The 21,912-nt window shown below is 61.4% G+C and carries 26 protein-coding genes and 1 pseudogene; 18 read left to right on the plus strand and 9 right to left on the minus strand.

Features of this window, described 5'->3' with window-relative positions:
- Positions 1 to 637: 637 nt before the first annotated feature.
- Both AC5ZGW_RS33795 and AC5ZGW_RS33800 read right to left on the minus strand, forming a co-directional pair.
- Positions 638 to 889, minus strand: coding sequence for a hypothetical protein (locus tag AC5ZGW_RS33795; RefSeq protein ID WP_165435232.1), 252 nt, complete (start codon positions 887 to 889; stop codon positions 638 to 640).
- Between the two features lie 368 nt (positions 890 to 1,257).
- Complete coding sequence (locus AC5ZGW_RS33800) at positions 1,258 to 1,827, minus strand: hypothetical protein (RefSeq protein ID WP_130226120.1); 570 nt, start codon at positions 1,825 to 1,827, stop codon at positions 1,258 to 1,260.
- Between the two features lie 100 nt (positions 1,828 to 1,927).
- Between AC5ZGW_RS33800 and AC5ZGW_RS33805 the strand changes: the two genes are divergently transcribed.
- From AC5ZGW_RS33805 to AC5ZGW_RS33850, 10 genes and pseudogenes are all read left to right on the plus strand, one after another.
- Positions 1,928 to 2,743, plus strand: a complete 816-nt coding sequence (locus tag AC5ZGW_RS33805; protein ID WP_207231032.1) for a hypothetical protein — start codon at positions 1,928 to 1,930, stop codon at positions 2,741 to 2,743.
- Positions 2,658 to 2,942 (plus strand): integrase core domain-containing protein, encoded by a 285-nt coding sequence (locus AC5ZGW_RS33810; protein WP_130226121.1) that lies wholly within the window; start codon positions 2,658 to 2,660, stop codon positions 2,940 to 2,942. Before AC5ZGW_RS33805 ends, AC5ZGW_RS33810 begins: the two co-directional genes overlap by 86 nt.
- A 201-nt stretch (positions 2,943 to 3,143) precedes the next feature.
- Complete coding sequence (locus AC5ZGW_RS33815; protein WP_130226122.1) at positions 3,144 to 3,497, plus strand: hypothetical protein; 354 nt, start codon at positions 3,144 to 3,146, stop codon at positions 3,495 to 3,497.
- A 61-nt stretch (positions 3,498 to 3,558) separates the two neighbouring features.
- Complete coding sequence (locus tag AC5ZGW_RS33820) at positions 3,559 to 3,909, plus strand: hypothetical protein (RefSeq protein ID WP_130226123.1); 351 nt, start codon at positions 3,559 to 3,561, stop codon at positions 3,907 to 3,909.
- Positions 3,906 to 4,037: a hypothetical protein gene (locus tag AC5ZGW_RS33825; RefSeq protein WP_283813262.1), complete on the plus strand. Its 132-nt coding sequence runs from the start codon at positions 3,906 to 3,908 to the stop codon at positions 4,035 to 4,037. Before AC5ZGW_RS33820 ends, AC5ZGW_RS33825 begins: the two co-directional genes overlap by 4 nt.
- A 188-nt stretch (positions 4,038 to 4,225) precedes the next feature.
- Positions 4,226 to 4,677: pseudogene (locus AC5ZGW_RS33830) on the plus strand (Hsp20 family protein).
- An 83-nt stretch (positions 4,678 to 4,760) separates the two neighbouring features.
- Positions 4,761 to 5,084 carry a hypothetical protein gene (locus AC5ZGW_RS33835; RefSeq protein WP_028167095.1) on the plus strand — a complete coding sequence of 108 codons (324 nt, stop codon included), beginning with the start codon at positions 4,761 to 4,763 and terminating at the stop codon, positions 5,082 to 5,084.
- 86 nt (positions 5,085 to 5,170) lie between these two features.
- Positions 5,171 to 5,350 (plus strand): hypothetical protein, encoded by a 180-nt coding sequence (locus AC5ZGW_RS33840; protein ID WP_028167096.1) that lies wholly within the window; start codon positions 5,171 to 5,173, stop codon positions 5,348 to 5,350.
- A gap of 415 nt (positions 5,351 to 5,765) precedes the next feature.
- Entirely contained in the window at positions 5,766 to 6,128 is a 363-nt protein-coding gene (locus AC5ZGW_RS33845) for a PRC-barrel domain-containing protein (RefSeq protein ID WP_028167097.1), read from the plus strand.
- 78 nt (positions 6,129 to 6,206) lie between these two features.
- On the plus strand, positions 6,207 to 6,593 hold the full coding sequence (locus AC5ZGW_RS33850) for a response regulator (protein ID WP_130226124.1): 387 nt from the start codon (positions 6,207 to 6,209) through the stop codon (positions 6,591 to 6,593).
- A gap of 118 nt (positions 6,594 to 6,711) precedes the next feature.
- On the opposite strand, the gene AC5ZGW_RS33855 is transcribed toward AC5ZGW_RS33850, so the two are convergent.
- Both AC5ZGW_RS33855 and AC5ZGW_RS33860 read right to left on the minus strand, forming a co-directional pair.
- Complete coding sequence (locus tag AC5ZGW_RS33855; RefSeq protein WP_207231033.1) at positions 6,712 to 8,004, minus strand: NAD(P)/FAD-dependent oxidoreductase; 1,293 nt, start codon at positions 8,002 to 8,004, stop codon at positions 6,712 to 6,714.
- An 80-nt stretch (positions 8,005 to 8,084) separates the two neighbouring features.
- Positions 8,085 to 8,342 carry a hypothetical protein gene (locus AC5ZGW_RS33860; RefSeq protein WP_035691600.1) on the minus strand — a complete coding sequence of 86 codons (258 nt, stop codon included), beginning with the start codon at positions 8,340 to 8,342 and terminating at the stop codon, positions 8,085 to 8,087.
- A 638-nt stretch (positions 8,343 to 8,980) separates the two neighbouring features.
- Here AC5ZGW_RS33860 and AC5ZGW_RS33865 point away from each other — a divergent pair.
- From AC5ZGW_RS33865 to AC5ZGW_RS33875, 3 genes are all read left to right on the plus strand, one after another.
- Positions 8,981 to 9,802 carry a YihY/virulence factor BrkB family protein gene (locus tag AC5ZGW_RS33865; protein WP_245287502.1) on the plus strand — a complete coding sequence of 274 codons (822 nt, stop codon included), beginning with the start codon at positions 8,981 to 8,983 and terminating at the stop codon, positions 9,800 to 9,802.
- A gap of 121 nt (positions 9,803 to 9,923) precedes the next feature.
- Positions 9,924 to 10,100 (plus strand): hypothetical protein, encoded by a 177-nt coding sequence (locus AC5ZGW_RS33870; protein WP_165435233.1) that lies wholly within the window; start codon positions 9,924 to 9,926, stop codon positions 10,098 to 10,100.
- 148 nt (positions 10,101 to 10,248) lie between these two features.
- Complete coding sequence (locus AC5ZGW_RS33875) at positions 10,249 to 10,551, plus strand: hypothetical protein (protein WP_130226125.1); 303 nt, start codon at positions 10,249 to 10,251, stop codon at positions 10,549 to 10,551.
- Positions 10,552 to 10,707: 156 nt separating this feature from the next.
- On the opposite strand, the gene AC5ZGW_RS33880 is transcribed toward AC5ZGW_RS33875, so the two are convergent.
- Entirely contained in the window at positions 10,708 to 11,451 is a 744-nt protein-coding gene (locus AC5ZGW_RS33880) for a C13 family peptidase (RefSeq protein WP_245474734.1), read from the minus strand.
- A gap of 21 nt (positions 11,452 to 11,472) precedes the next feature.
- Positions 11,473 to 11,829: an Mth938-like domain-containing protein gene (locus AC5ZGW_RS33885; protein WP_130226126.1), complete on the minus strand. Its 357-nt coding sequence runs from the start codon at positions 11,827 to 11,829 to the stop codon at positions 11,473 to 11,475.
- A 472-nt stretch (positions 11,830 to 12,301) separates the two neighbouring features.
- Between AC5ZGW_RS33885 and AC5ZGW_RS33890 the strand changes: the two genes are divergently transcribed.
- The 3 genes from AC5ZGW_RS33890 to AC5ZGW_RS33900 are packed head-to-tail and all read left to right on the plus strand — an operon-like array spanning position 12,302 to position 15,390.
- The gene (locus AC5ZGW_RS33890; RefSeq protein WP_130226127.1) at positions 12,302 to 12,754 is read left to right on the plus strand and encodes a (2Fe-2S)-binding protein; all 453 of its coding nucleotides are present in this window, start codon (positions 12,302 to 12,304) and stop codon (positions 12,752 to 12,754) included.
- Position 12,755: 1 nt separating this feature from the next.
- Entirely contained in the window at positions 12,756 to 15,074 is a 2,319-nt protein-coding gene (locus tag AC5ZGW_RS33895; RefSeq protein ID WP_130226128.1) for a xanthine dehydrogenase family protein molybdopterin-binding subunit, read from the plus strand.
- Between the two features lie 55 nt (positions 15,075 to 15,129).
- A complete protein-coding gene (locus AC5ZGW_RS33900) occupies positions 15,130 to 15,390 on the plus strand; it encodes a hypothetical protein (protein ID WP_130226129.1) in 261 nt (86 codons plus the stop codon).
- Between the two features lie 187 nt (positions 15,391 to 15,577).
- On the opposite strand, the gene AC5ZGW_RS33905 is transcribed toward AC5ZGW_RS33900, so the two are convergent.
- The 3 genes from AC5ZGW_RS33905 to AC5ZGW_RS33915 form a co-directional block, all read right to left on the minus strand.
- Positions 15,578 to 17,305 (minus strand): methanol/ethanol family PQQ-dependent dehydrogenase, encoded by a 1,728-nt coding sequence (locus tag AC5ZGW_RS33905; RefSeq protein WP_130226130.1) that lies wholly within the window; start codon positions 17,303 to 17,305, stop codon positions 15,578 to 15,580.
- 90 nt (positions 17,306 to 17,395) lie between these two features.
- Entirely contained in the window at positions 17,396 to 17,986 is a 591-nt protein-coding gene (locus tag AC5ZGW_RS33910; RefSeq protein WP_130226159.1) for a QcrA and Rieske domain-containing protein, read from the minus strand.
- A 120-nt stretch (positions 17,987 to 18,106) separates the two neighbouring features.
- Positions 18,107 to 18,385, minus strand: coding sequence for a hypothetical protein (locus AC5ZGW_RS33915; protein WP_130226131.1), 279 nt, complete (start codon positions 18,383 to 18,385; stop codon positions 18,107 to 18,109).
- A gap of 1,311 nt (positions 18,386 to 19,696) precedes the next feature.
- Between AC5ZGW_RS33915 and msrA the strand changes: the two genes are divergently transcribed.
- Both msrA and AC5ZGW_RS33925 read left to right on the plus strand, forming a co-directional pair.
- Positions 19,697 to 20,242: a peptide-methionine (S)-S-oxide reductase MsrA gene (gene msrA / locus AC5ZGW_RS33920; RefSeq protein ID WP_130226132.1), complete on the plus strand. Its 546-nt coding sequence runs from the start codon at positions 19,697 to 19,699 to the stop codon at positions 20,240 to 20,242.
- Entirely contained in the window at positions 20,239 to 21,879 is a 1,641-nt protein-coding gene (locus tag AC5ZGW_RS33925; protein ID WP_028167106.1) for an acetolactate synthase large subunit, read from the plus strand. Before msrA ends, AC5ZGW_RS33925 begins: the two co-directional genes overlap by 4 nt.
- The last annotated feature ends 33 nt before the right edge of the window (positions 21,880 to 21,912 follow it).

Raw genomic sequence — 21,912 nt, forward strand, 5'->3', positions numbered from 1 at the left:
AAGGCTTCCTCCTAAAAGAAAGCCTTGAATCACGTTCCGTCTGATTTGAGAATCCCAAGAGTCCACACAGCCTAGTGCAGACGGCCGCGCGGCGCCCTCCGACGGACAGGCCGCGCCGTAAGGGCCTTTTTCTGAGAGCCGAAACAGCAGCCTACTTGCATGGTCCACGAGCGTGGTCCAAAATTAGTCTGATGGTCCATCGTCTGCGACGAAAAGCCAGCTCGAATCAAGCGGTTGATTAGGTCGCCGAGTCTGGCTGGCGAACCTGGATTCCATAGTGCGATCGCCGAGGCCCGGGATACGGAGCGGTCCGAGGGCATGACCGAAGCTGAGTTCTGGGTCAGGCTGGACCAGAGATCGCATGAGGCCGTATGTCCGCTGATGGTCCGCGCATCGAGCGGCATTACATCGAGACTGTGCGAGGGCGGATTCGTATCGCGACTGCCGGAGGCCTCCTCGGTATTGTGGGTGAGTCCGCCGCACCGGGGCGTGCGACCCTTGTCCGGATAGGCTCAGAAATTGGGTTCAATTCGTCGGATTTGCGATCCCTAAACCATTGATTTTGCTGGGCAAGGAGCTGACTGGCCGGTCTTGCTTTGACGAGATGCGTGCCGGCCTTCAACGTCGCTCTCGTCTTTCATCCGGAGACGGTCAGTCTGACGTTGGCCTGTGAATAGGCCGAGTAGAAGCAGTCGCCGATCAACTGGCGCCCTATCGTATCGGCGGCAGCGACGAGTGCCATGAACTCTGGCATGGTGACCTGAACAATGCGTCCCGGCGGTGTTTCGAACTCCATATCGAGCCGCGGATTCGGTGACAGCCGCCAGTGGGTGCTTTCCGTGCCCCATGTCCACGCCGCAGACAGCGTCGCAATGACGGCCCTTGCCATGTGTGCACCGCGCCGGCGGACCATGTACTCATGCAATGCCCGGAACTCCGCCCTGCCGATCGCTGCTGGTGGCATCGAGGCGACATCCGCGCGCGAATGCTCGATGCGAAGACCCGCGCGCTCGGCGTTCTTATGTGCCTGGTTGCCGCGATGATCCGTGAGCAGCGGCTGGAAGGAATCCTGGAAGGCTTGCGACTTTGCCCGTTTGTTAAACGAAGTGCCAAATCGCCGTCGTGCCGGCTCGGAGACCGAAGGGTCGCATTAGGTCTTAATTCGAAGCGGCTGCAGGCGCCAATACAGCTTTCGTCAATGAAGCAGCGGGGCTTGCCTTGCACACGGGTGCGGTCGGGAGTGCGCATGTGAATGACTTAGAGAAGTCGGACCGTTATCTTGGCCTTGCCTCCATTGTTAGGATAGAAGCTGTCGTAGACCCACGGTAGGCCGATAACCGCGTCGTTCACGTAGAGGAAGAGTTCGCCGCTTCGGGCCGCCTTGAATGTTGCCTTGTATGCTTGCGGCGTCGTGTTCGGGAGCGGAATGGGATCGAGGAAATATTCGTCGACGCCGGTTTCGCCAACCCGTGCGATGATACGATACCAAGGCCTGAACAGAATGCGGCGCAGGAGGATGGCGCCACGAAACTTCCATCGATTTGAGAGGTCGATGGTCGACGTGCGGAAACCTGCGGGCGTTGTCGGCCGTCCGGCGTCTTCCCAGGGTTCGGCGACCGTAATCTTGATTTCGTATGAACGGCCTGCAAAGACCTTCAACCCCGTGGGTGCACAAAGCGCTGATGTTGCGAAGTCCCTGCCGTCCTGATCGATTCCCTTGTTGACAGGGGTTAGCTTGTCTTCGGACGTGCCCTTGCAGAAAGCCCCCATGGAATCGGCGGCGTTAAAGAGGAAATGGCTAAGGATGGTGGCGCCAACCCACACCATCGCGAGCGCCAAAAGGAGCGGCAAGACGTGTCTCTTCCCTGTGTGTACCGAAAACCTCATCCGAGTGTGATGCCGCGTTGGAATCACCTAAGCTGGCGGGATGATCGGGCTGTTCTGCTTCGCCCTCGCCGTCCTGGCCTCGCCATTCAGGTCGAAGTTACGGCTTGAAGCCGAGAACGCGGTGCTGCGACATCAGTTGATTGTCTTGAGGCGCAGGCCGCGTGGTCGCGTTCGCCTCACGAACCATGATCGCTGGTTCTTTATCCAGCTGTATCGTTGGTTTCCAGCAATCCTGCAGGTTCTCACGATCATCCGGCCCGAAACGCTGGTGCGTTGGCACAGAGCCGGATTCCGCTGCTACTGGCGTTGGAAGTCGCGCCCACGGGGAGGGCGACCGCAGATCGAAACGGAGCTGCGCGTCTTGATCCGGCGGATGAGCGTCGAAAATCCGCTTTGGGGCGCACCTCGCATCCACGGCGAACTGCTCAAGCTCGGGTTTCAGGTCGCGGAGTCGAGCGTCGCCAGGTACATGGTCAAAGGGCGAGGGCGGCCCAGCCATGGATGGCGGATCTTCTTGCACAATCACGCGCCAGACATTGCTGCCATGGACTTATTCGTTGTCCCAACAATTGGCTTCAAACTGCTCTATGCCTTCGTCATCGTTCGGCTGGACCGCAGAGATCTTGTCTGGATCAACGTCACAGCACATCCAACCGCCGAATGGGTCGCGCGTCAACTAACGGAGGCATTCCCCTGGAACGAGGCTCCGCGCTACATGATCCGGGACCGGGATTGCATCTACGGTGCCGTCGTCACACGCCGACTGTGCCATGGGTATCCGGGACAAGCCCATTGCACCTGCCTCACCCTGGCAGAATGGCTTTGTCGAACGGCTGATCGGATCGATCCGGCGTGAATGTGTGGACCACATCATTGTCCTGGGCGAGGCACATCTGCACCGGATTCTGAAATCCTACGCTCGCTACTATAATGCGACGCGCACACACTTGGCTTTGGGCAAGGATGCGCCCGTTTCTCGCCCAGTTCAGCGAACCGGTGAAGTCAGGGCACTTGCTATCCTGGGCGGACTTCATCACCACTACCGCAGGGGTTAGGTTTTCGGTACACAGAGGTGTTTCAACCCGCAAGAGCGCCGCGGGCTTCGCTCTACGCAGATTTTTAGCGCGGGTGGGAAGCTAACTTTTCTTAGCGATGTTTTCTGTCAACAAATGTTGCCGCAGCGGCTCCGAATGAGACCCATGTGAAACCTTCGCCGGCTACTTCGTCCCCGTACCTATATCGACGGAGCGATTGCCATGAGACCCAGACGTACCGAGTTCGCCAACTTCGTCCTCGATCTGCTCGACTTCATGGAGGAAAAGCTGCGGGAAGCCCTTGCCGACGAAAACTCAAGGATCGCTGCGGTCGGCGAGGCCGCCGGCGCCATGCCGCTGTTGCGCGACCGCCTTCGCGAGGATGAGGTGGTGCAGACGCAGTTCACGCTGGTCTTCGACAACGAGCTCTATGAGCCGCATGCTTCTGAGCGCTGGCGCAGCCTGGCGCGGATGCCGCGCACCGACTTCGAGGGCGAGGTCGAGGCCCTGGTCAAGCCGGGCGGCGCGTTCGCGGCGCTGCGGGCGATCGCAGGCGCGACCCAAGGACTCGACTGATTTCGGCGGGCCCCGACTCGGATAGCCTGGCGCCGCTGGTGCCGAGAGGCGGGTCCAACCGATGGTTGCCGATCCGAAGCCAACGAAGAAAAAGCGAAGGCGCAAGCCGGACGTCTACTACGTTGTGGCGGTCGAGGACTGGAGCTGGGGCTATTCGCTAAGCCTCAACACGGATCGGCAACCGGTCGATCCCTACCACGAATTCCGCCACCTCCAGGTCCGGGGCAGGTTGCTGCATCCGAAGGGCCCGAGGACCGGGATCGAGCTGACGTTCCTTCCTTCGAGGGATCTGGATCCGGAGGAGCGCAAAGCGCTGCGGCCGCTCGGCGTCGGATCGCTCGACGGCTACGGCGATCCATCGCTGGGTTGCTCCCGCTGCCCATGGACGCGCTGCCTCCGATCCTGCAGATGATGATCGGGGCGCGCTTCAAGTTCGTCGCGATGCACGGCACGAAGTTCCGGGCGACGCTCGACGGCTTCCGGTTGGAGATGAAGCTTGATCCGGACGATCTGCCGGAAGGGGTTGAGCTGCCGCGCTGATCCGTCGGCAAATCGTTTACCAAACTCCTTGCGAAAATTTCCCGTCACCCCTTGAAACTTTTTCGCGGCTTCCAAATTTGTTTGTCGCCGCAGATGCGGTCAGGGTGCCTTCGGGGCCCTGCAAGGCGGGCGCCGGTCAGGTGTCCGGTGCCGGCTCGTACCCAACTTGCTCTTTGGAGGATTTGGCTATGAGGTATGATTGGACTCCCCTGTGGAGGTCGACCATCGGTTTCGACCGCCTTTTTGACGTTCTCGACGAGGTCCAGCGGACCGCCGAAGAGACCTATCCCCCTACAACATCGAACGGCTCGACGAAAACCACTTCCAGATCTCGGTGGCGCTCGCCGGCTTCTCGCCCGACGAGGTCGCGCTCACGGTCGAGCAGAACGTGCTGACCTTGGAAGGCCACAAGGCCGAGAAGGAGGAGAAGACCTTCCTGCATCGCGGCATCTCGGCGCGCAATTTCAAGCGGCAGTTCACGCTCGCCGACCACGTCGAGGTCAAGGGCGCCCGCTTCGAGAACGGCCTGCTCATCATCGACCTGCAGCGGGAGATCCCCGAGGCGATGAAGCCGCGCCGCATCGACATCAACGGCGCGAGCCCGAGCAACGTCAAGCAGATCGAAGGAAAGGCGGCCTGATCAGCCTGCGACGTCCATGATCCGCGCCGCCGCGCGGACCCGCGCGGCGGACACCGGCAACTCGTCCAAGTCAGGAGGCGACCATGCGGCCGACGACCGCAATCCACGACAACGTATTCGATTTCGACTACCTGCTTCATCCCGGCACCAAATTCGAACGCCCCCGGGATGTAGTCTTCCACTCGGGCCTCAGCCTCGGCGAGAAGCGCGCGATACTGGCCTCATGGGCCTCGGATGCATCGGCGATCGCATCTTGCCCGTCGCTGCGCGCTCCCGAAGGGCTGAAGGCGCCCGTCACCATCGACGAAATTCTCGAGGCGCTGTGCGATCTCGATGGCGGCCCGCGCCATCCGCCAGGCGGCAAACCGATGCGCCTTCGGTCGGCCGAGCGTTGTGCGGCGGCATGAAGGGCGGCGGCATCGGGCTCAAGGCAAAGGGAAACGCTTGTACCCGCATTGCGAGCGGCAGTAGGCTGCCTCGGCAGGGAAATCCAATGGCGGTGATCCATCCGATCCGGAAGGCGTGCCCGGCGTGCGGGCGGCCGATGAAGCTTGCGCCTGATGATCCGGGCAGGGGCGGCGAGCGCTATGTCTGTCCATACTGCGACGGTGACCCCTGGCACGATCCCGCCGCCCAGAAGTGGATCGACAGTCCGCTGAAACCGCCAAGCTAATCCTAGACTCCGGACGGGAATCGGCCTCGGCTGGCAGGGGCTCGCCGGGCCGATTTTATATCCAAGGGCTGCAGCCGTTCGACCCGCAACGCCGACGATCGTTCTGGCGGAGCCGCTGTGGAAACCAACTCCGGGTTCGCGTTCGCAAGAATGAGCGGCGGCCGGAGCGCGCTCATGCCGCTCGGTAATGCTTCGCTTCTGCAGCTGGTTCGCTTTGAGCCACCTCAAGGCGCGTGGTCCACGTGCCGGGCTTCCGGTGCAGACCGGGGTGACACGATCCCGAATATCAGAGCGGACCCTCTGAACGATCTCTTGCCCGCTGCCCGCAGGAATCTTGGACCTGGGGCGATCCTTCAGCCGGGAACGGAGCCATGGTCGTCCGGTTGACTCCGGAAGACACATCCAGGAGGTCAACATGACCATGGAAGATCGCGAGACGTTCAGTCTCATCGGACGCGATAAGGTCGAGGGCACGAACGTGTACGGGGCCGACGGCGAAAAGGTCGGCTACATCGAGCGCGTCATGATCGACAAGGTCAGTGGCAAGGTGTCCTACGCAGTGCTCAGCTTCGGCGGCCTGCTCGGCATCGGCGACGATCACTATCCGCTGCCCTGGCAGGCGCTGAAATACGACACCAACCTCGGCGGCTACGTCACCGGCATCACCCAAGACCAGCTCCGCGGCGCCCCCAAATACGCCGACGAGAGCAGTTGGAATTGGAGTGATCCGGCGACAACGCGCGCCGTGAACGCCTACTACGGTGTGCCGGTGGCTTGAGGCGGCACGGCACTCGCGGGCCAACGCACCCGCCGTCATGCGAGACGACCGGCCTCTGTCGTCGAGGAGACTTGAAAAGTGAGTAATGCCGTTCGTGTGCTGGTCGTGGAGGATGAAGCCCTGATCTGCAGCTTCATCGAGGACGCCTTGTCGGACGGCGGTTTCGAGGCCTGCTCGGTCCACTCGGGGGAGGCAGCCCTGTCCACCTTTCGCGACGGCCGTGAGCGGTGTCGCGCGCTGCTGACCGACGTCAACCTCGGCGATGGCATCAGCGGATGGGAGTTGGCGCGGCAGATCAGGGAGATTACGCCGGCGTTTCCGGTGGTCTACATGACGGGCGCCAGCGCGGGAGACTGGAAATCGCAGGGCGTCGTTGGCAGCGTCCTGATCGAGAAACCTTTTGCGCCGGCGCAATTGGCGACCGCCGTCTCGCAGCTACTCGACGCCGGTGCCTCGCCGGGTTGAGGCGGGATGCGGCTACTGGCTCAGGACATTGCACTCGACATCACGGCGGCCCTTCCCATCAGTGCAGCCCGGCTTTTGACCCCAAGGCGTCATTCCGGGTAGTCGCCTACTCGTCTTCTCACCAAGAGAAGTCAGACCGCGCCGTAGAAGTGCCGATATTGCCAGGCGGCTTCCCTCTCCAATTGCGGTTCAGACCACGATTGGTTTTTGAGGCGCATGACAGACATTGGCGATAGATCGACAGGCGGCTTGCCATCGAAAATCCAAGCCGCAAGCGCCTCTCCGACCGCTGGCGAGATTGAAAGTCCGGCGACATTGCACCCGCTGGCAAAATGGAAGCCGGTCGCTCCGGGGCCGGGCCGAGAATATGGTGGCCGTCGGCGGTCATTGTCGGAATGCCACCGCGAAATTCCCGCACCTTGGCGGTTTGCAGGACTGGGAGCTGATCCTTGACGTCCGCAGCGGCTGAACGAAGCACCTCGATATCGAGTGGCATGTCCTTGATATCGAAACTGGGTCCGAGCGATTGCATATCGAAAAATCGCGGCGTTTCCTCGTAGACACCCCATAGAAAGCCGCCCTGGCAGGGCCGCGCGTACACCGCGGCATCCATGATCCGAACCATCGGCAGGTCAGCACGCGCGCCATCCAAAGGCTCCGTGACGATCAGTTGCTGCCGGGTCGGTACCAACGGCACGCGAATTCCACTCGCCTCCGCGACCTGTCGCGTCCATGTACCGGCTGCATCGACAACGACCGGGCCTTCAATTCTGCCTTTCGCGGTAGTTACGCCGGTCACCTTGCCAGCGCTGATGTTCACGGTGAGCACGTCTGTTTTCGGCAGCACGGTTGCGCCCCGGTTCGCCGCTGCTCGGGCGAAGCCGATAGCAACCTGCGCTGGATCGAAATACCTGTCGTCACCGATCCTCATCGCCGCTACGACGCCTGTCGGCTTTAAAAATGGATTGAGACGATTTGCCTGCGCCGGAGAGATCAGCTCGACATCAAGGCCCATACGGCGGCCGCGTTCAAAGTCCGCCTCGATAATCTCCGCGTCTTGCGGCCGACGCGCGATCTTCAGGCTGCCCGAATCCACCCAATCCAGAGGTTGCCCGGTTTCTTCCGTGAACGCTTCAATCTTGCGACATGCGTCCTTGATGAGGCCAATCATCAAGTCGCTTTTGCGAACGCAGCTCACCATGCCTGCAGCGCGGGGCGAGGTTTGCGATCCGAGATCATGCTTGTCGAGAAGGGCGACGCTGAGGCCCTTGCGCTTGCTCAAGTAGTATGCGGTTGCGGCGCCCAAGGCGCCGGAACCAATGACAATAACATCGGCCTTGCTGATCATGACGCAATGCCTCCAGAAATCCGTCAGCAGCAAACGTACCACTTGGTGGAGGTCGATGACCATTCCCCTTCTCTGGACGATAGCCGTAGCGAGGGCCGCTTGTGGCCCATCGCATCATTTCGCTGAGTTGCGGAATTCAGCCGCTATCCGGGGTAAGCGGACTCTGCCGAGCCGTCCGCCCCGAAGGTTTGTGGGTTTACACCTAATGTGGTGACTATTCCTTTGCCGCACAGGCTGCTGCGGCGCGAGCGGCCGACCGCCATCCAGTCCCGCAGCAGGCCTCGGTCCTCTTTCGAAAAGGACGCGCGCCGCTTGAGATCCGCCAGCGTCTCGCCAGGATGGCATCGCTCGAAATCCTCGCGGATCAGCGACTCGAGGTGGGCCGTCTCCTGACAGGTCATTGTGGTGGCAGGAGCTCTCTGCTGCCGATCCAGCGCAGCGCATCGGACTGCATCGGATCGGCGTCAACCTGCGCTGCCTGGATGGTGCCGCATTTGGCGCACCGCAATGTCCAATGCTCGAAGCCGCACGGGCCGGGGCCACATACTGCACGGTCATATGGGCTTGGCACCTGGGACAGCGCCGGTGCTGCGTCGCGCGCGGCGGCAGGACGGTGGCGGATGTCTGCGTAACGGACATGGCAATGCACGTCTCAGAGCAGGATCTACTTAGGTAAATTTAAGGCGGGCAAGTTTCGCTGCAATGGAGTTGGCGGTCGAAATTCGTGACGGAGCCCTCGTTTCGCGGGCGCGAAAGACTGAACGAGGGCGGATCTGGCACGATCGTGCGGCGATCTCATACGCCTAGCCATGGAGCTCTAACAGTCTACCCAGGATCGGCGGGCGGTTTCAATCGCGATCGGAACGCAGGTGTCCCGGACGAATTGGTCCGGCGGGCCGTGCGAAAATGCTGGCCTGCGTGGCCTCGCCTCCCCAGCCCCCATAGTCCCCAAAGGCGGGGCCGCGCTCAGAGCGGTGGCTCGCTGGCGAGTGCAGGCTCAGGCGCGGACAGAAAACTGATGGGACGGCTGTGGCAGATATTGAAGGCGGCGTTCTCAGGCTTCCTGACGAACGATGCTCTGAGCCGCGGGGCGTCCATCGCGTTCTACGCTGCGACCTCGCTGGCGCCGGTGCTTCTGATTGTCGTGGCAATCGCTGGCCTGGTCTTCGGGCAGGATGCCGCTCGCGGGGCGATCAGCGAGGAGCTCGGCCAGCTTCTGGGTCCGGCCGGCGGCGAGTTCATCAAATCCATCCTTGAACGCTCCAGCGATCCTGGCTCTGGGACCATCGCGACAGTTCTCGGCGTCGTCACCGTTCTGATCAGCGCCTCGGGCGTGTTCGGCGAGATGCACACGGGGCTGAACAACACGTTCAAGGCCAAGCCGAGCGAGGAGCCGATCTCCGCCTTGATCCGGACCCGCGCCGCCAGCCTGGGCCTGGTCGCTGCGCTCGGCTTCATGCTGGTGGTGTCGCTGGCTGCCAGCACTGCTTTATCCGCCCTCGGCGACGTTTTTGCGGGGCTGCTCGCCGGCAAGGTGCTGCTGGCCGTCCTCAACACCGTCGTGTCGCTGGCCATCTTCACGCTGCTGTTCGCCGCGATTTACAAGGTGCTTCCCGACACCCCGATACCCTGGCGCGACCTGATGCTGGGAGCATTTGTCACGGCCGTGCTCTTCGCCATCGGCAAGTCCCTGATCGGAATCTACCTAGGCCGCGCCGCGCCCAGTTCACCCTATGGCGCGGCCGGCGCGCTGATCGTCCTCATGTTCTGGACGTACTATTCGGCGCAGATCTTCCTCTTCGGCGCCGAGCTCACCAAGGCCATCGCCGATGAGCGCGCGCCCGCCGATCGCCGGGCTTGAAACGAGAAACCTAACAGCGGGCGGGCCTGAAGGTTTGGAGCCCTTCAAATTGCCGCTTCCGTAACAAACCACCGCGCCGCGCATTGGCCCGTGGGACAGAGCATCGAAGCAAGATGACGCCATGGCCAGAAGCAAGGAGTTCCTGCTGGAGCAGATCGCCCGGGCGCAGCGCTTCGCGCAGGCCATGAACACCGTCGCCGACCGGGAACGATTTGAGAAGATGGCGGCGGATCTGCGAACCGAATTGGACGCCGCCGAAGCGGCGGAGGGCCAAAAATCTGCCGCAGCGACCGCATGACGCCGTCGGACGGGATTTTGATGGGTCTGCCGGCCATTCCACTTCTCCATTCGGTTGCCGGAGCAACTCCCGCTTTTTGAAAATTCGACTGAGAAAGCGCGGCCGGGCCTGCAGGTGGTACCTGTGCACGACCGATGGCCGCGCCGTCATGCAGGGATCGGAAGGAAGCCGGACCGCCGCCAGGTACCGCGCTGTTTCTGATGCTGCTGGTTTCGGCCTGTCGACCGCCCGGACCAGGTTCATCAAGGGCGTTGCCGCCGGCGCCGGCCCTGCTGCGGCGGCCGGCGTGCCTCTGACAGTTCTCGACACAGGCGCAGCGGAGTCGCCCGACGTCTATCGGCACTCTCTGTTGCTGGCTCGTCCAGATCAGCATGTCGCGTGGCGTGGCGACCGGCTGCCGGACAATCCCGTAGCGCTGATGAACATTCTTCGTGGCAGCCAAGGCGTCTAGCACAGACAAACAGGACCATTGACCAACGCCCGGCGGGCGGCTCGTCTGCGGGCACGGCGGATGCGCCGATCGAATGGGGGGCCATTCGCCTCTGTGATTCGACATACAGACGAGGTTTTCGGCAGCCCGGTGTCGGCTGCGAAGGCCGCCGGTCGCTCAAGGACGCGCAATGAGCAACGGCTGGACGTGTTGGCCGCCTGCCATGAGCGGATTCGACGGCTCGAAGTGCTCGCGCAGTTCCCGCTTCTTGACGAGCGAGCGCGCCACAACAAAGGCGTCCTCCAGGTGTCTAGCTTGCCGAAGCGCGACATTGAAAAAGGCGTTGCCGAAATACGTCCACTTGGCTTTGTCCCGGCAGCCGAACGATGGATGGTCTGCATCGGCCGCGGTGATGACCATCGTATCGGGGTTCGCGAGACGAGGGATAAAGACCCCGGAATAACAGGCCAAGATGACCACCACCTTGTATCGCATACCACTTCGCGCCAGCATGGCAGCGAGATTGGACGGCGTGAGCGTTTGCGTAAGCCGTCCCGCTTTGATTGCGAGCCCGTTGGGGGAGCCGTGCGAGGTGAGAATCAGGAACAAAACATCGTTCCCGGTGTCCATCCCCTTGGCCGCCGCCTGTAAGGACCTAGCCAAGCCTTCAATCGTTGCATCTCCGCCTTTCTTCGAATTGTATTGCACGTTGATCGGGCCGCTCCCGAAACGGCCCGCTATGACCTGTGCTGCGCCGAATGCCTCGTTTCTAAATACGGTCTGATCCCCGAAAAGGCCGAAGGACACCACGCTCACCTTGCGAGCATCCTCAAAGGCGTGCGCCGGCGAAACCGACAGCGCAATTGTCAAAACAAAGGAGATGAGCAGCGCGCCGAACCAGCTGATCCAACGTGGAAGCACAGCTTCACCAGGCCATTTCGTTCAACAGGTCACGTGAAAGAGCCCGATCCTCCTGGCATGCGACCGGTTGAACATCCGGATCGCCTCGGGTGTCGGCCTCAACAGCACCTCGCAGCCCTTCCTTTCGAAATAGGCTTCAGCTTCCCGTGACAGGTGCACGTTGCCCATTTGACCAGAACCAATGACGACCTGGTCGCACCCCTTCTCGAAGAGAAACTTTGCCTCGTCTTTTGAAAGCACGTGCGAGGTACCATAGAGCTTCTTTGATAGCTTCTTTTTCCGCTTCACAACTTCGCTGGAAAGACGAATGACCACGTCATGCTGATACGTCGTCCCGTCAATCGTAATCGCGCCGAATGTAGTGCTGTCAATCTTCATCGTGACCTCCTGATCAGAGTTCAGCTCCAATATGCAGCAGTGAGGCGCCTCGACCTCGGCATCATCTCCCTCAAGAGCGTTCCAATACGACACGTCGATCTTATAGCCGCATACAGCGCCTCGAAAAAATCCCGTCTCGTAGGGGCTACTGCGTAAGGGGCCTTGACCAAAAGCACGCCGTTCGAGCAGCCAGCCCTCGCCAAAACACAAAAGCAAACAAGGCGCTTGTGAATCATATTCGGTCGCGTTTTGTGTTAAGCTTCCAGGTGTCCATACCTTGAACAAAGCGAAACTATTAAAACAGGAGGATGGGCGCGACACACACAATCATCAGATCCTACGGTGCAGTCTGCGGTTTCTCAGCGAGGTCAGTTTTGCCTGAGACCGTGCAAGGGATCTCCTAAGAAAGGTTTTCTTGCTCGCCTCGAAGACACGCTCATGACGGCTCCTGTAGGAACAGGGAGAGACGATCATGATCAAGGTGAAGATTAATGGCCAGGAACAAAATTGGGATGGCGATCCCGATCTTCCGCTACTCTGGTTTATCCGTGATGAAGTGGGCCTGACCGGCACCAAGTTCGGCTGTGGCCAGGCGCTGTGCGGCTCATGCACCGTCATCGTCGACAAGCAGGCGGTGCGCGCCTGCATCACCTCCGTGTCCGACGTCGGTGGCCGCGAGGTCACCACCATAGAGGGCCTGCATCCGACCGGCGACCACCCGGTGCAGAAGGCCTGGCGACAGCTCAACGTGCCGCAATGCGGCTTTTGTCAGACCGGCCAGATCATGCAGGCGGCGGCGCTGTTGATGGACAATCCAAAGCCGTCGCACGACCAGATCCGCGAATCCCTATCCGGGAATATCTGTCGCTGCGGTTGCTACCAGCGGATCGAAAATGCAGTCCATCTCGCATCGACGGGGGTGTGACATGAATATCCTCATCAATCCCACCAAGCGTCGCGGCTTCGAGAAGCACATCAAGGTCGAGAACGTTTCGCGGCGCAGCATCCTCAAGGGCCTAGGCCTCGCCGGCGGCTTCGTGCTCGCCGCACCCGTGATGACGCGTACGGCCTTTGCATATGAGACCGGCGCCAGCCTGATGCCGCACGGTACTGTGGTCGATTCGCGCGTCTTCGTCTCGATCGCGTCAGATGGAATGGTCACCATCGTTGCGCACCGCTCCGAGATGGGAACCGGCGTGCGCACCAGCCTGCCCCTGATCGTCGCCGAAGAACTGGAGGCCGACTGGAAGCGCGTTCGCGTCCAGCAGGCGCATGGCGACGAGGTCAAGTTCGGCAACCAGGATACCGACGGCTCGCGTAGCACGCGGCATCATCTGATCCCGATGCGCCAGATCGGTGCTTCGGCCCGCACCATGCTCGAGCAGGCCGCCGCAAAACGTTGGGGCGTGCCGGCAGCCGAGGTAAAGGCCGTCAATCACGAAGTCGTCCACGGCGCGAGCGGACGCAAGCTCGGCTTTGGCGAATTGGCCGCAGATGCGGCCAAGGAGTCGGTGCCGAGCGTTGAAGGCCTGAAGCTCAAGAATCCCAAGGATTTTCGTTACCTGGGCAAGGGCGAGATCGGCATTGTCGATCTCCACGACATCACCACGGGTAAGGCTCAATACGGCGCCGACGTGCGGTTGCCCGGCATGAAATATGCCGTGATCGCCCGCCCGCCGGTGACTGGCGGCAAGGTGGCGTCGTTCGATGGCGCGGAGGCGATGAAGGTTTCCGGCGTCGAGAAGGTGATGGAAGTCAAAGGCTGGCCGTGGCCCTCGAAATTCCAGCCGCTCGGCGGGGTCGCCGTAATCGCACGCAACACGGGCGCCGCGATCAAAGGCCGCGACGCCCTGAAGATCACTTGGGAAGATGGCGCCAACGCCAAATACGATTCGGTCGCCTATCGGGCCGAGCTCGAGGACGCCGCGCGCAAGCCCGGCCTCGTCGTACGCAAGGAAGGTGACGCCGAAGCCGCGCTGAAAGGTGCCGACAAGGTGATCGTGGGCGAATACTATTTGCCCCACCTTGCCCATGTCGCCATGGAGACGCCGGTCGCGGTCGCCGACGTCAAGGGCGACAAGGCGGAGATCTGGGCTCCCGTGCAAAGCCCGGGCGGCACCCGCGAGGACATCGCCAAGACGCTCGACATCCCCCAAGAGAACGTGACCGTCAACGTCACGCTGCTCGGCGGGGGATTCGGGCGCAAGTCGAAGTGCGACTTCGCGCTCGAAGCCGTGCTGCTCTCGAAAGAGCTCGGCGCACCGGTCAAGGTGCAGTGGACCCGGGAGGACGATATCCGCAACGGTTTCCTGCACACCGCCTCGGTCGAGCGCATCGAGGCGGCCCTCGACAAGAGTGGTAAGGTGATCGCCTGGCGGCATCGCAGCGTCGCCCCAAGCATCGCCTCGACCTTTGCAGCCGGCACGGTGCACCAGGCGCCGTTCGAGCTCGGCATGGGGTTGGTCGACATGCCCTTCGAGATCGCCAACATCCAGTGCGAGAACCCGGAAGCGGCCGCGCACACCCGCATCGGCTGGTTCCGTTCGGTGTCCAACATCCCGCGCGCGTTCGCGGTTCAGTCGATGGTCGCCGAGATCGCGCAGGCCACCAACCGCGACCCGAAGGATATGCTGCTGGAGCTGATCGGTGCGCCGCGGACCCTCAACCTCACCTCGGTGAAAGACTTATGGAACTATGGCGAACCCTATGACAGCTATCCGATCGACACCGGACGGCTGCGCAAGGTGGTCGAGCTGGTCGCCGATAGGGGCGGCTGGGGACGCTCGATGCCCAAGGGCCACGGCCTTGGTATTGCGGCGCACCGCAGCTTCGTCAGCTATATCGCGACCATCGTTGAGGTTGCCATCGACGACAAGGGCAAGTTGACGGTGCCACGGGTCGACACCGCCATTGACTGCGGCACCTACGTCAATCCCGAGCGCATCCAGTCGCAGATCGAGGGCGCGGCGATCATGGGGATGAGCCTCGCCAAACATGGCGAGATCACCTTCACGAATGGCAGGGTGCAGCAGGGCAATTACGACGACTTCCCGGTGATCCGGATCGACGAATCCCCTGCAGTGACCAATGTCTATATCGTTCCGCCGGCCAGCCCCGATACGCCGCCGAGCGGTGTCGGCGAACCCGGCGTACCGCCCTTCGCGCCGGCCCTGATCAACGCGATCTTCGCCGCGACCGGCAAGCGCATCCGGGCGTTGCCGATCGGTAAGCAATTGGAGGCGTGAGGCGGAACGTAACTTCGCAACAGCCGTTTCATCGGTCTGAACAGGAGACGGACCGATGAAACAGATCTCAGCGGCGCTCGCGGTATCGCTACTGTCGGGCGCTTTTCTTTTGAGCGCGCAAGCTGCGAGCGCTCAGACGAACCCGCCGCCGGCCACTGCTACACGGCCGGCAAAGACGCCGAAGGATCAGACCTCTGTACCAAGCAATGCACCGAAAGCCACGCGAACCCAAACCACCGGCGAAGGCAGCCGCGATCCGACGGTGAAGGAAATGAACGTGAAGGAGAAAGGCAAGGTCGAACGGATGGGCAAGTAGTTTGGCCCATGACATTTGACCTTTTCGAGTGCAGTTCGGTTCCACTTTGCTCGAAACGCTTGAGCGCTTTGATCTGGAAAGGCGGGAGCCGATGAGAGCGGATGATGATTCGAAGAAAAGGCATCGCGCTGAAACAGCAGCGGCGGACCTTTCGGTCCGCCGCTTTTTTCCCTCCGTTCTCGCGCGGCTATTTCTTGACCGCGAACACCCAGACGACGCCGCCCTGGGGAACGTTGTTCTCCACGCCGATATTCTGGGTGGCCAAGGCATCCTGGATGCGTTGCGCATCGACGCCCCAGCCGGACTGGATCGCAATGTACTGCGTGCCGTCAACCTCATAGGAGACCGGCATGCCCATGATGCCGGAATTGGTCTTCTGCTCCCACAACAGTTCGCCGCTCTTGGCGTCGAAGGCGCGGAGGTAGCGGTCGTTGGTCCCGCCGACAAAGACGAGATCGCCAGCGGTCGCCAGCACCGAACCGAAAAGTTGCGATTTCGGGAAGGTGTGCGACCAGACCTTCTTGCCGGTGGCGGGGTCCCAGGCCTGCAATTCACCTATGTGTTTGGCGCCGGGACGGATCGTCAGACCGATGTCCTCCGGCTTGGTGCCAAGCCAGAGCTGGCCTGGAACCAGCGCCATCTTCTCGCCAGAGAAGCCGCCGCAGGTGTTCTCGAGGGCCGGCACATAGACATATTTCGTTTTCTGGCTGTAGGCCGCCGACGGCCAGTCCTTGCCGCCCCACAGTGACGGGCAGAACTCGACCCGCTTGCCAACCACCGGCTTGTGCGCGGGGTCGACAATCGGCTTACCGCTCTCGGGCTCAATGCCTTTCCAGACATCCGTGTAAACGTAGGGCCAGCCGGCTACGTAGCTGATCTTGTCCGGCTTGCGCTCCAGGATCCAGAAGATCGCGTTGCGTCCCGGATGGATCAGACTCTTGATAGATCGGCCATCCCTTTGCAGGTCGACCAGCATCGGCGCCTCGACCTCGTCCCAGTCCCAGGAGTCGTTCTGATGGTACTGGAAATGTGCCTTGATCTTGCCAGTCTCAGGATCGAGGCCGAGCACGGAGGTCGTATAGAGATTGTCACCGGGATGAGCGTCCCCGGGCCACGGCGCAGCATTACCAACACCCCAATAAATGGTCTTGGTGTCCTTGTCGTAGTTGCCGGTCATCCAGGCAGATCCACCGCCTGTCTTCCAATCGTCGCCCGTCCAAGTATCATGACCGGGTTCGCCGAGCCCAGGGATAGTGAAGGTCCGCCACAGCTCCTTACCGCTATTGGCGTCGTAAGCGGCGATATAGCCGCGGACGCCGAATTCACCGCCGGATCCGCCGACGATGACCTTGCCGTCGACAACCAGCGGCATCAGGGTCAAATACTGCCCCTTCTTGTAGTCCTGGACCTTGGTGTCCCAGACCACCTTGCCGGTCTTCGCATCGAGCGCGACCAGGTGATCGTCCGTCGTGGCGAGATAGAGCTTGTCCTGCCACAGGCCGACGCCGCGGTTGGTCGGATGCAACTGGAACAAATCTTCCGGAAGTTGCCGCTTATGGCGCCAATATTCTTCGCCGGTCTTGGCATCAAGCGCGATCACCTGGCCCATCGGCGTCGTGACAAACATCACGCCGTTGTTGACGATCGGCGGAGCCTCATGGCCTTCGATGACGCCGGTGGAGAAGGTCCATACCGGCGTCAGGCTCTTCACGTTCTGCGTGTTGATCTGCTCGAGCGGGCTGTAGCCCTGCCCATCATAAGTCCGCCGATACAGCATCCAGTTGCCGGGTTCGGGATTTTCAAGGCGGGCTTGCGTCACCGGACTGTAATTTTCGATCGGACCGGCGACAGCAGCGGTTGAGATAAGGGTTGTGAACGCAACACAACCCCACAATAGCCATTGCTTTCTGGTCATGGACGCGATCTCCCTGTGCTCTTGTCTTCCATCCCTACAGTGGGTGGTGCGATTATCTGGGGCACCGGAATCGAATGCGACCGCGCCCCATCACCCTGGCTGTTGAGCACCTATCTTTCCAACGAAGGTTGCAGCTATGGTGAGCGAGCCGTCGGCTATCGCCAACGGCAGTGCGGGCAAACGCCGGGGCGCAGGCCCGAACACGACTTGGGCGCGTTCCCGGGGATCGAACTCTGAGTTGTGACAAAAACATTTAAGAACGTCTTTGTCGCCCGTCTCGGACTTCAGCCAGCCCGTGACAGAACATCCCGCGTGAGTACAGATCGCCGAATAGGCAACGATGCCTTCAGCAGAGCGTGATCGGGTCTCCTCATCCATTTCGGCGAGATCAAGCCTCATGACGAGAATCTCGTTCAGGCGCGAGCCGTTGCGGATTACCGAAGTCTTGGGGTCCTTTGGCCAGGCGTGCAGCGGAGGGTCACCGAGCTTCAAATCATCGATCTTGATGACATCGCCGGCACGCTCGCCTTCGGAGACAACAAGGAGATCCCCTTTCTCCGGCCGGTCGCTGCTGCCGGGCTGATCTTCCTGCGCCACAGCGAACCTATTCGCCGCCAAGCACGCTCCGGTGGCGAGCGTCGTCAAGAGAAGCGAGCGTCGCGCTTGGTTCGGACACCGCATTGTCTTCTCCAGCTCCGCCTGAATTTCAGCCGCGCGCAACCTCCGCGCCCAACGGCAAAACGCTTGAACCAGCACGTGAGTGGACGCGGTCACATGCAGCCTTGCTAGCCTCTACGAGGCTCAGCGCGGCCTTTCACCGCTGCCAGCCGCTCCCGGCGAGGTGCCGGTGGCTGAGCCCGTTGTCGGTGGAGCAGTGTCAGTCTTCCCGGGAGCGTGGGGGGAAGCGCCCGGCTTTTCCTGCTCGCCGACATAGCCTGACTCGCCGGACTGTCGGGTCTTGGCACCCTTGTCGGCCTCCTCTTGCATCTGCGGGTTGGGTGCCGTCTGCTGCTGCGCCAGCGCCGGCAGGGCGATCATGGTTCCGCTCGCGACAAGCATCGCAACGATTGTGGTTCGCATGGAAGGTCCTCCCCATCGTAGCGTCACTTTGTACGAATACGAACGCGCCGGTTCGCGAAGGTTCCTAGTTCAACCTCATATTTTCAAGACAAGGGATGCGGCGCAGCCGCGCAGCTGTGAAATGCGGGACATGGAAGCAAACTCGCCGACTCGGCTTAATGTGATCCCAGCGCGTCGGAGACCTTAAGCCATTTGGCCGCGCCACTGTTTCGTTCCTCTCGCCGGGAGCGCCTGACGTCCTGCGCGACGCCAATTCACCGTTGAGCTGTTGCCACGGCGCGCCGACCCATCGCGGACGCCAGCGTCCTCTCTTCGAGCCAAGCAATGGCGCAACCGGATCATCGGTGCCATGGAGGCTCTGCGAATACGGAACGCATTGCGAGCGTCGCCGCCGCCGACGGAGATGGCCCGGCGGCCGCGTTCAGATCAACCGAAGATGGCACAGAGGCTTGGGCGCAGCGGGCGCACGGGTGCACCAATTGCTGTAGCCGGAATCGTAGGTTCCTACGTTCTTAAATGAAAGACAGCTTGTACATCAATGGGAGTTGACTGACCCTCTCTTGCAGCACTACTTCTTGTTTGTATTCGGCTGTTCGAAGCGGCAGTAAATCAATGAACAGTGCGACAATGGTTGTTGCAGCTAGTTCTACCCCTAGTCAGCCCGCAAATTGTAGCTTCAGAACTTGCGGAAGGAAGTATTTTGACGAAGAAAATTAGCGCGCAACCCGGAGTCGCTGGTTGTCGGCGCGAAACAGAGACGAAAACCTCGGTTAGATCGCCACCTCCACTGAATGTCGGTATCGGTGCTTGCGCCTCCACGATTGGACCTGCGGCGATGTCATCGGTCGCGGGGCAGGGAGGAAAGGGCGGTCTTCTGTTTAGTCGTTGGTGGGATGACACTGTCTCTGATCGGTTCTAATTGGATATCGGTTGTTGGAGCTAGCTCAAACTTGCCCATGATGGATTGGAGCGAGAGTTCAATTTTTTCAATTAGTTAGAGGGCGGTATGTGCACGATGTGTGCACCGAGACATAAAAGAAAATCTAAAGACCGCCAACGAGAGCAGGCGTTCTAAACGCTCATTAGTGTCGGCGTGGGCTGTGAATGCCTCCGAGAGTGTTTGATCATGTTCCAAGGCGGACGAGATTAATCCGACTCCCAGTCGGAGGAATGAGCGCGTATCGAACGGCCGCTCTTGGGCGCAAAGCGGACATTCGTGGATCATTGCGCTTCCACATCGTTCGGCGTCATTATCCGTCCCCTGATAGAGTTTCGGGAATGACGCCCGCAGCGTATCCAGTGAGGACAGATATGACAGTTTCGACGGAACGCGCAGTCCTGGCCGGCGGCTGCTTCTGGGGTGTGCAGGATCTGCTACGCCGCTATCCCGGCGTGATTTCAACCAGGGTCGGCTACACGGGCGGCGAGGTGCCAAACGCGACCTATCGCAACCACGGCAATCACGCTGAGGCCATTGAGGTTACCTTCGATCCGCAGACCATCAGCTATCGCAGGGTGCTGGAGTTCTTTTTCCAGATCCATGATCCCTCGACGCTGAACCGCCAGGGCAACGACCTGGGCACCAGCTACCGGTCGGCCATCTTCTATACCAGCGACGCGCAGAAGCAGATCGCGGAAGACACCATCGCCGATGTCGATGCTTCCGGCCTTTGGCCGGGCAAGGTTGTCACCGAGGTGGCCCCTGCCGGACCGTTCTGGGAGGCCGAGCCCGAGCATCAAGATTATCTGGAGAAATATCCTGACGGCTACACCTGTCACTTCATTCGGCCAGAATGGACGTTGCCGCATCGGGCGGAGAAGGCTGCAACAGGCGCGAGCGGAGTTTCGGCCGCATGACAAAGGCCTCCGATTTGCTGGTGGCCGCTCTTGAGAACGAGGGCGTTCGGTACATCTTCGCCATTCCTGGCGAGGAGAATCTCGACGTGCTGGAATCGCTGCGCCGCTCGAAGATCAAGCTGGTGCTGACGCGGCACGAACAAGCTGCCGGCTTCATGGCGGCCACCTGCGGGCGTCTCACCGGGCGCGCGGGCGTCTGCCTGACGACGCTGGGTCCCGGTGCGCTCAATTTGACGACGGCTGCGGCCTACGCGCATTTGGGCGCGATGCCGATGGTCATGATCACAGGACAGAAGGCGATCCGGAGCAGCCGCCAGGCGCGCTTCCAAATCGTGGACATCGTCGCGACCATGCGGCCGCTTACCAAGATGGCGACGCAGATCGTCTCCGCGCAGAGTATTCCGACCCTGGTTCGCGACGCGTTCCGGGTCGCGCAGCAAGAGCGGCCGGGCCCCGTGCATCTCGAACTGCCCGAGGATATCGCGGCCGACGAAGCCGCGCCCGACATCATTCCCCCGCATGTCATCGAGCTTCCGGTCGCGCCTACGGCCGCCATCGATCGCGCCGCAGCGATGATCATGGGCGCCAGCAGGCCGCTCGTCATGCTCGGCGCCGCAGCGAGCCGCCCGCATCTCGCCGAGCCGCTGTCGGCGTTCGTGCGACGATGCGGAATTCCGTTCTTCAACACCCAGATGGGGAAGGGCGCGGTCAATGCCGGCTCCAATCTCTATATGGGCACGGCCGCGCTGTCGGAGCGGGATTGGGTTCACGAGGCCGTCGACCAGGCCGACCTGATTATTTCGATCGGCCACGACACCGTCGAGAAGCCGCCCTTCCTGATGGGCCATGGCGGACCGCAGGTTATCCATGTCGGCGCCACGCCGCCGACGGTGGAACAGGTATACTTCCCGCAGGCGGAGATCGTCGGCGACGTCGGCGCGAGCCTCACGAGCCTGGCCGATCGCCTCGAAGGCAAGCTCCCCAATGGTCAGGCATTGCTGGGTTTGCGGGAAGGGATCCTTACCCGCCTCGCCGAGCGGGCGACGGAGGATCGGTTTCCTTTGACGCCGCAGCGCATCGTGCATGACGTCCGCCAGGTCATCCCGCCGGACGGCATCGTGGCCCTCGACAACGGCATGTACAAGATCTGGTTCGCCCGCAACTATCGCACCAGCGTCGCCAACACGCTGTTGCTCGACAACGCGCTTGCGACCATGGGGGCGGGTCTTCCTTCGGCGATCGCAGCGTCACTGATTTATCCGGACCGGCGCGTGCTCGCCGTCTGTGGCGATGGCGGCTTTATGATGAATTCGCAGGAGCTTGAGACGGCCGTGCGGTTCAAGTTGAATCTCGTCGTACTCGTGCTCGAGGATCGTGCCTACGGTATGATCCGATGGAAACAGGAAGCCGACGGATTTTCCGACTTCGGCCTCGACTTCGGCAATCCCGATTTCGTGGCCTATGCCAAGTCATATGGCGCCAAGGGCTCCCGCGTAAGCAAAGTCTCGGAGCTCTCGACGATGCTGGAAGCTGCTTTCAGCGAAGGCGGCGTGCATCTCGTCGTAGTGCCCGTCGATTACACCGAGAACATGCGCGTACTTGTCAACGAGTTACCCCCGCTAGTCGAGGCCAAGTGAAAAGCCCCCGCGTCGGTCTCGTGCGCGAAAGTT

The organism is Bradyrhizobium sp. Crot121, assembly GCF_059512385.1.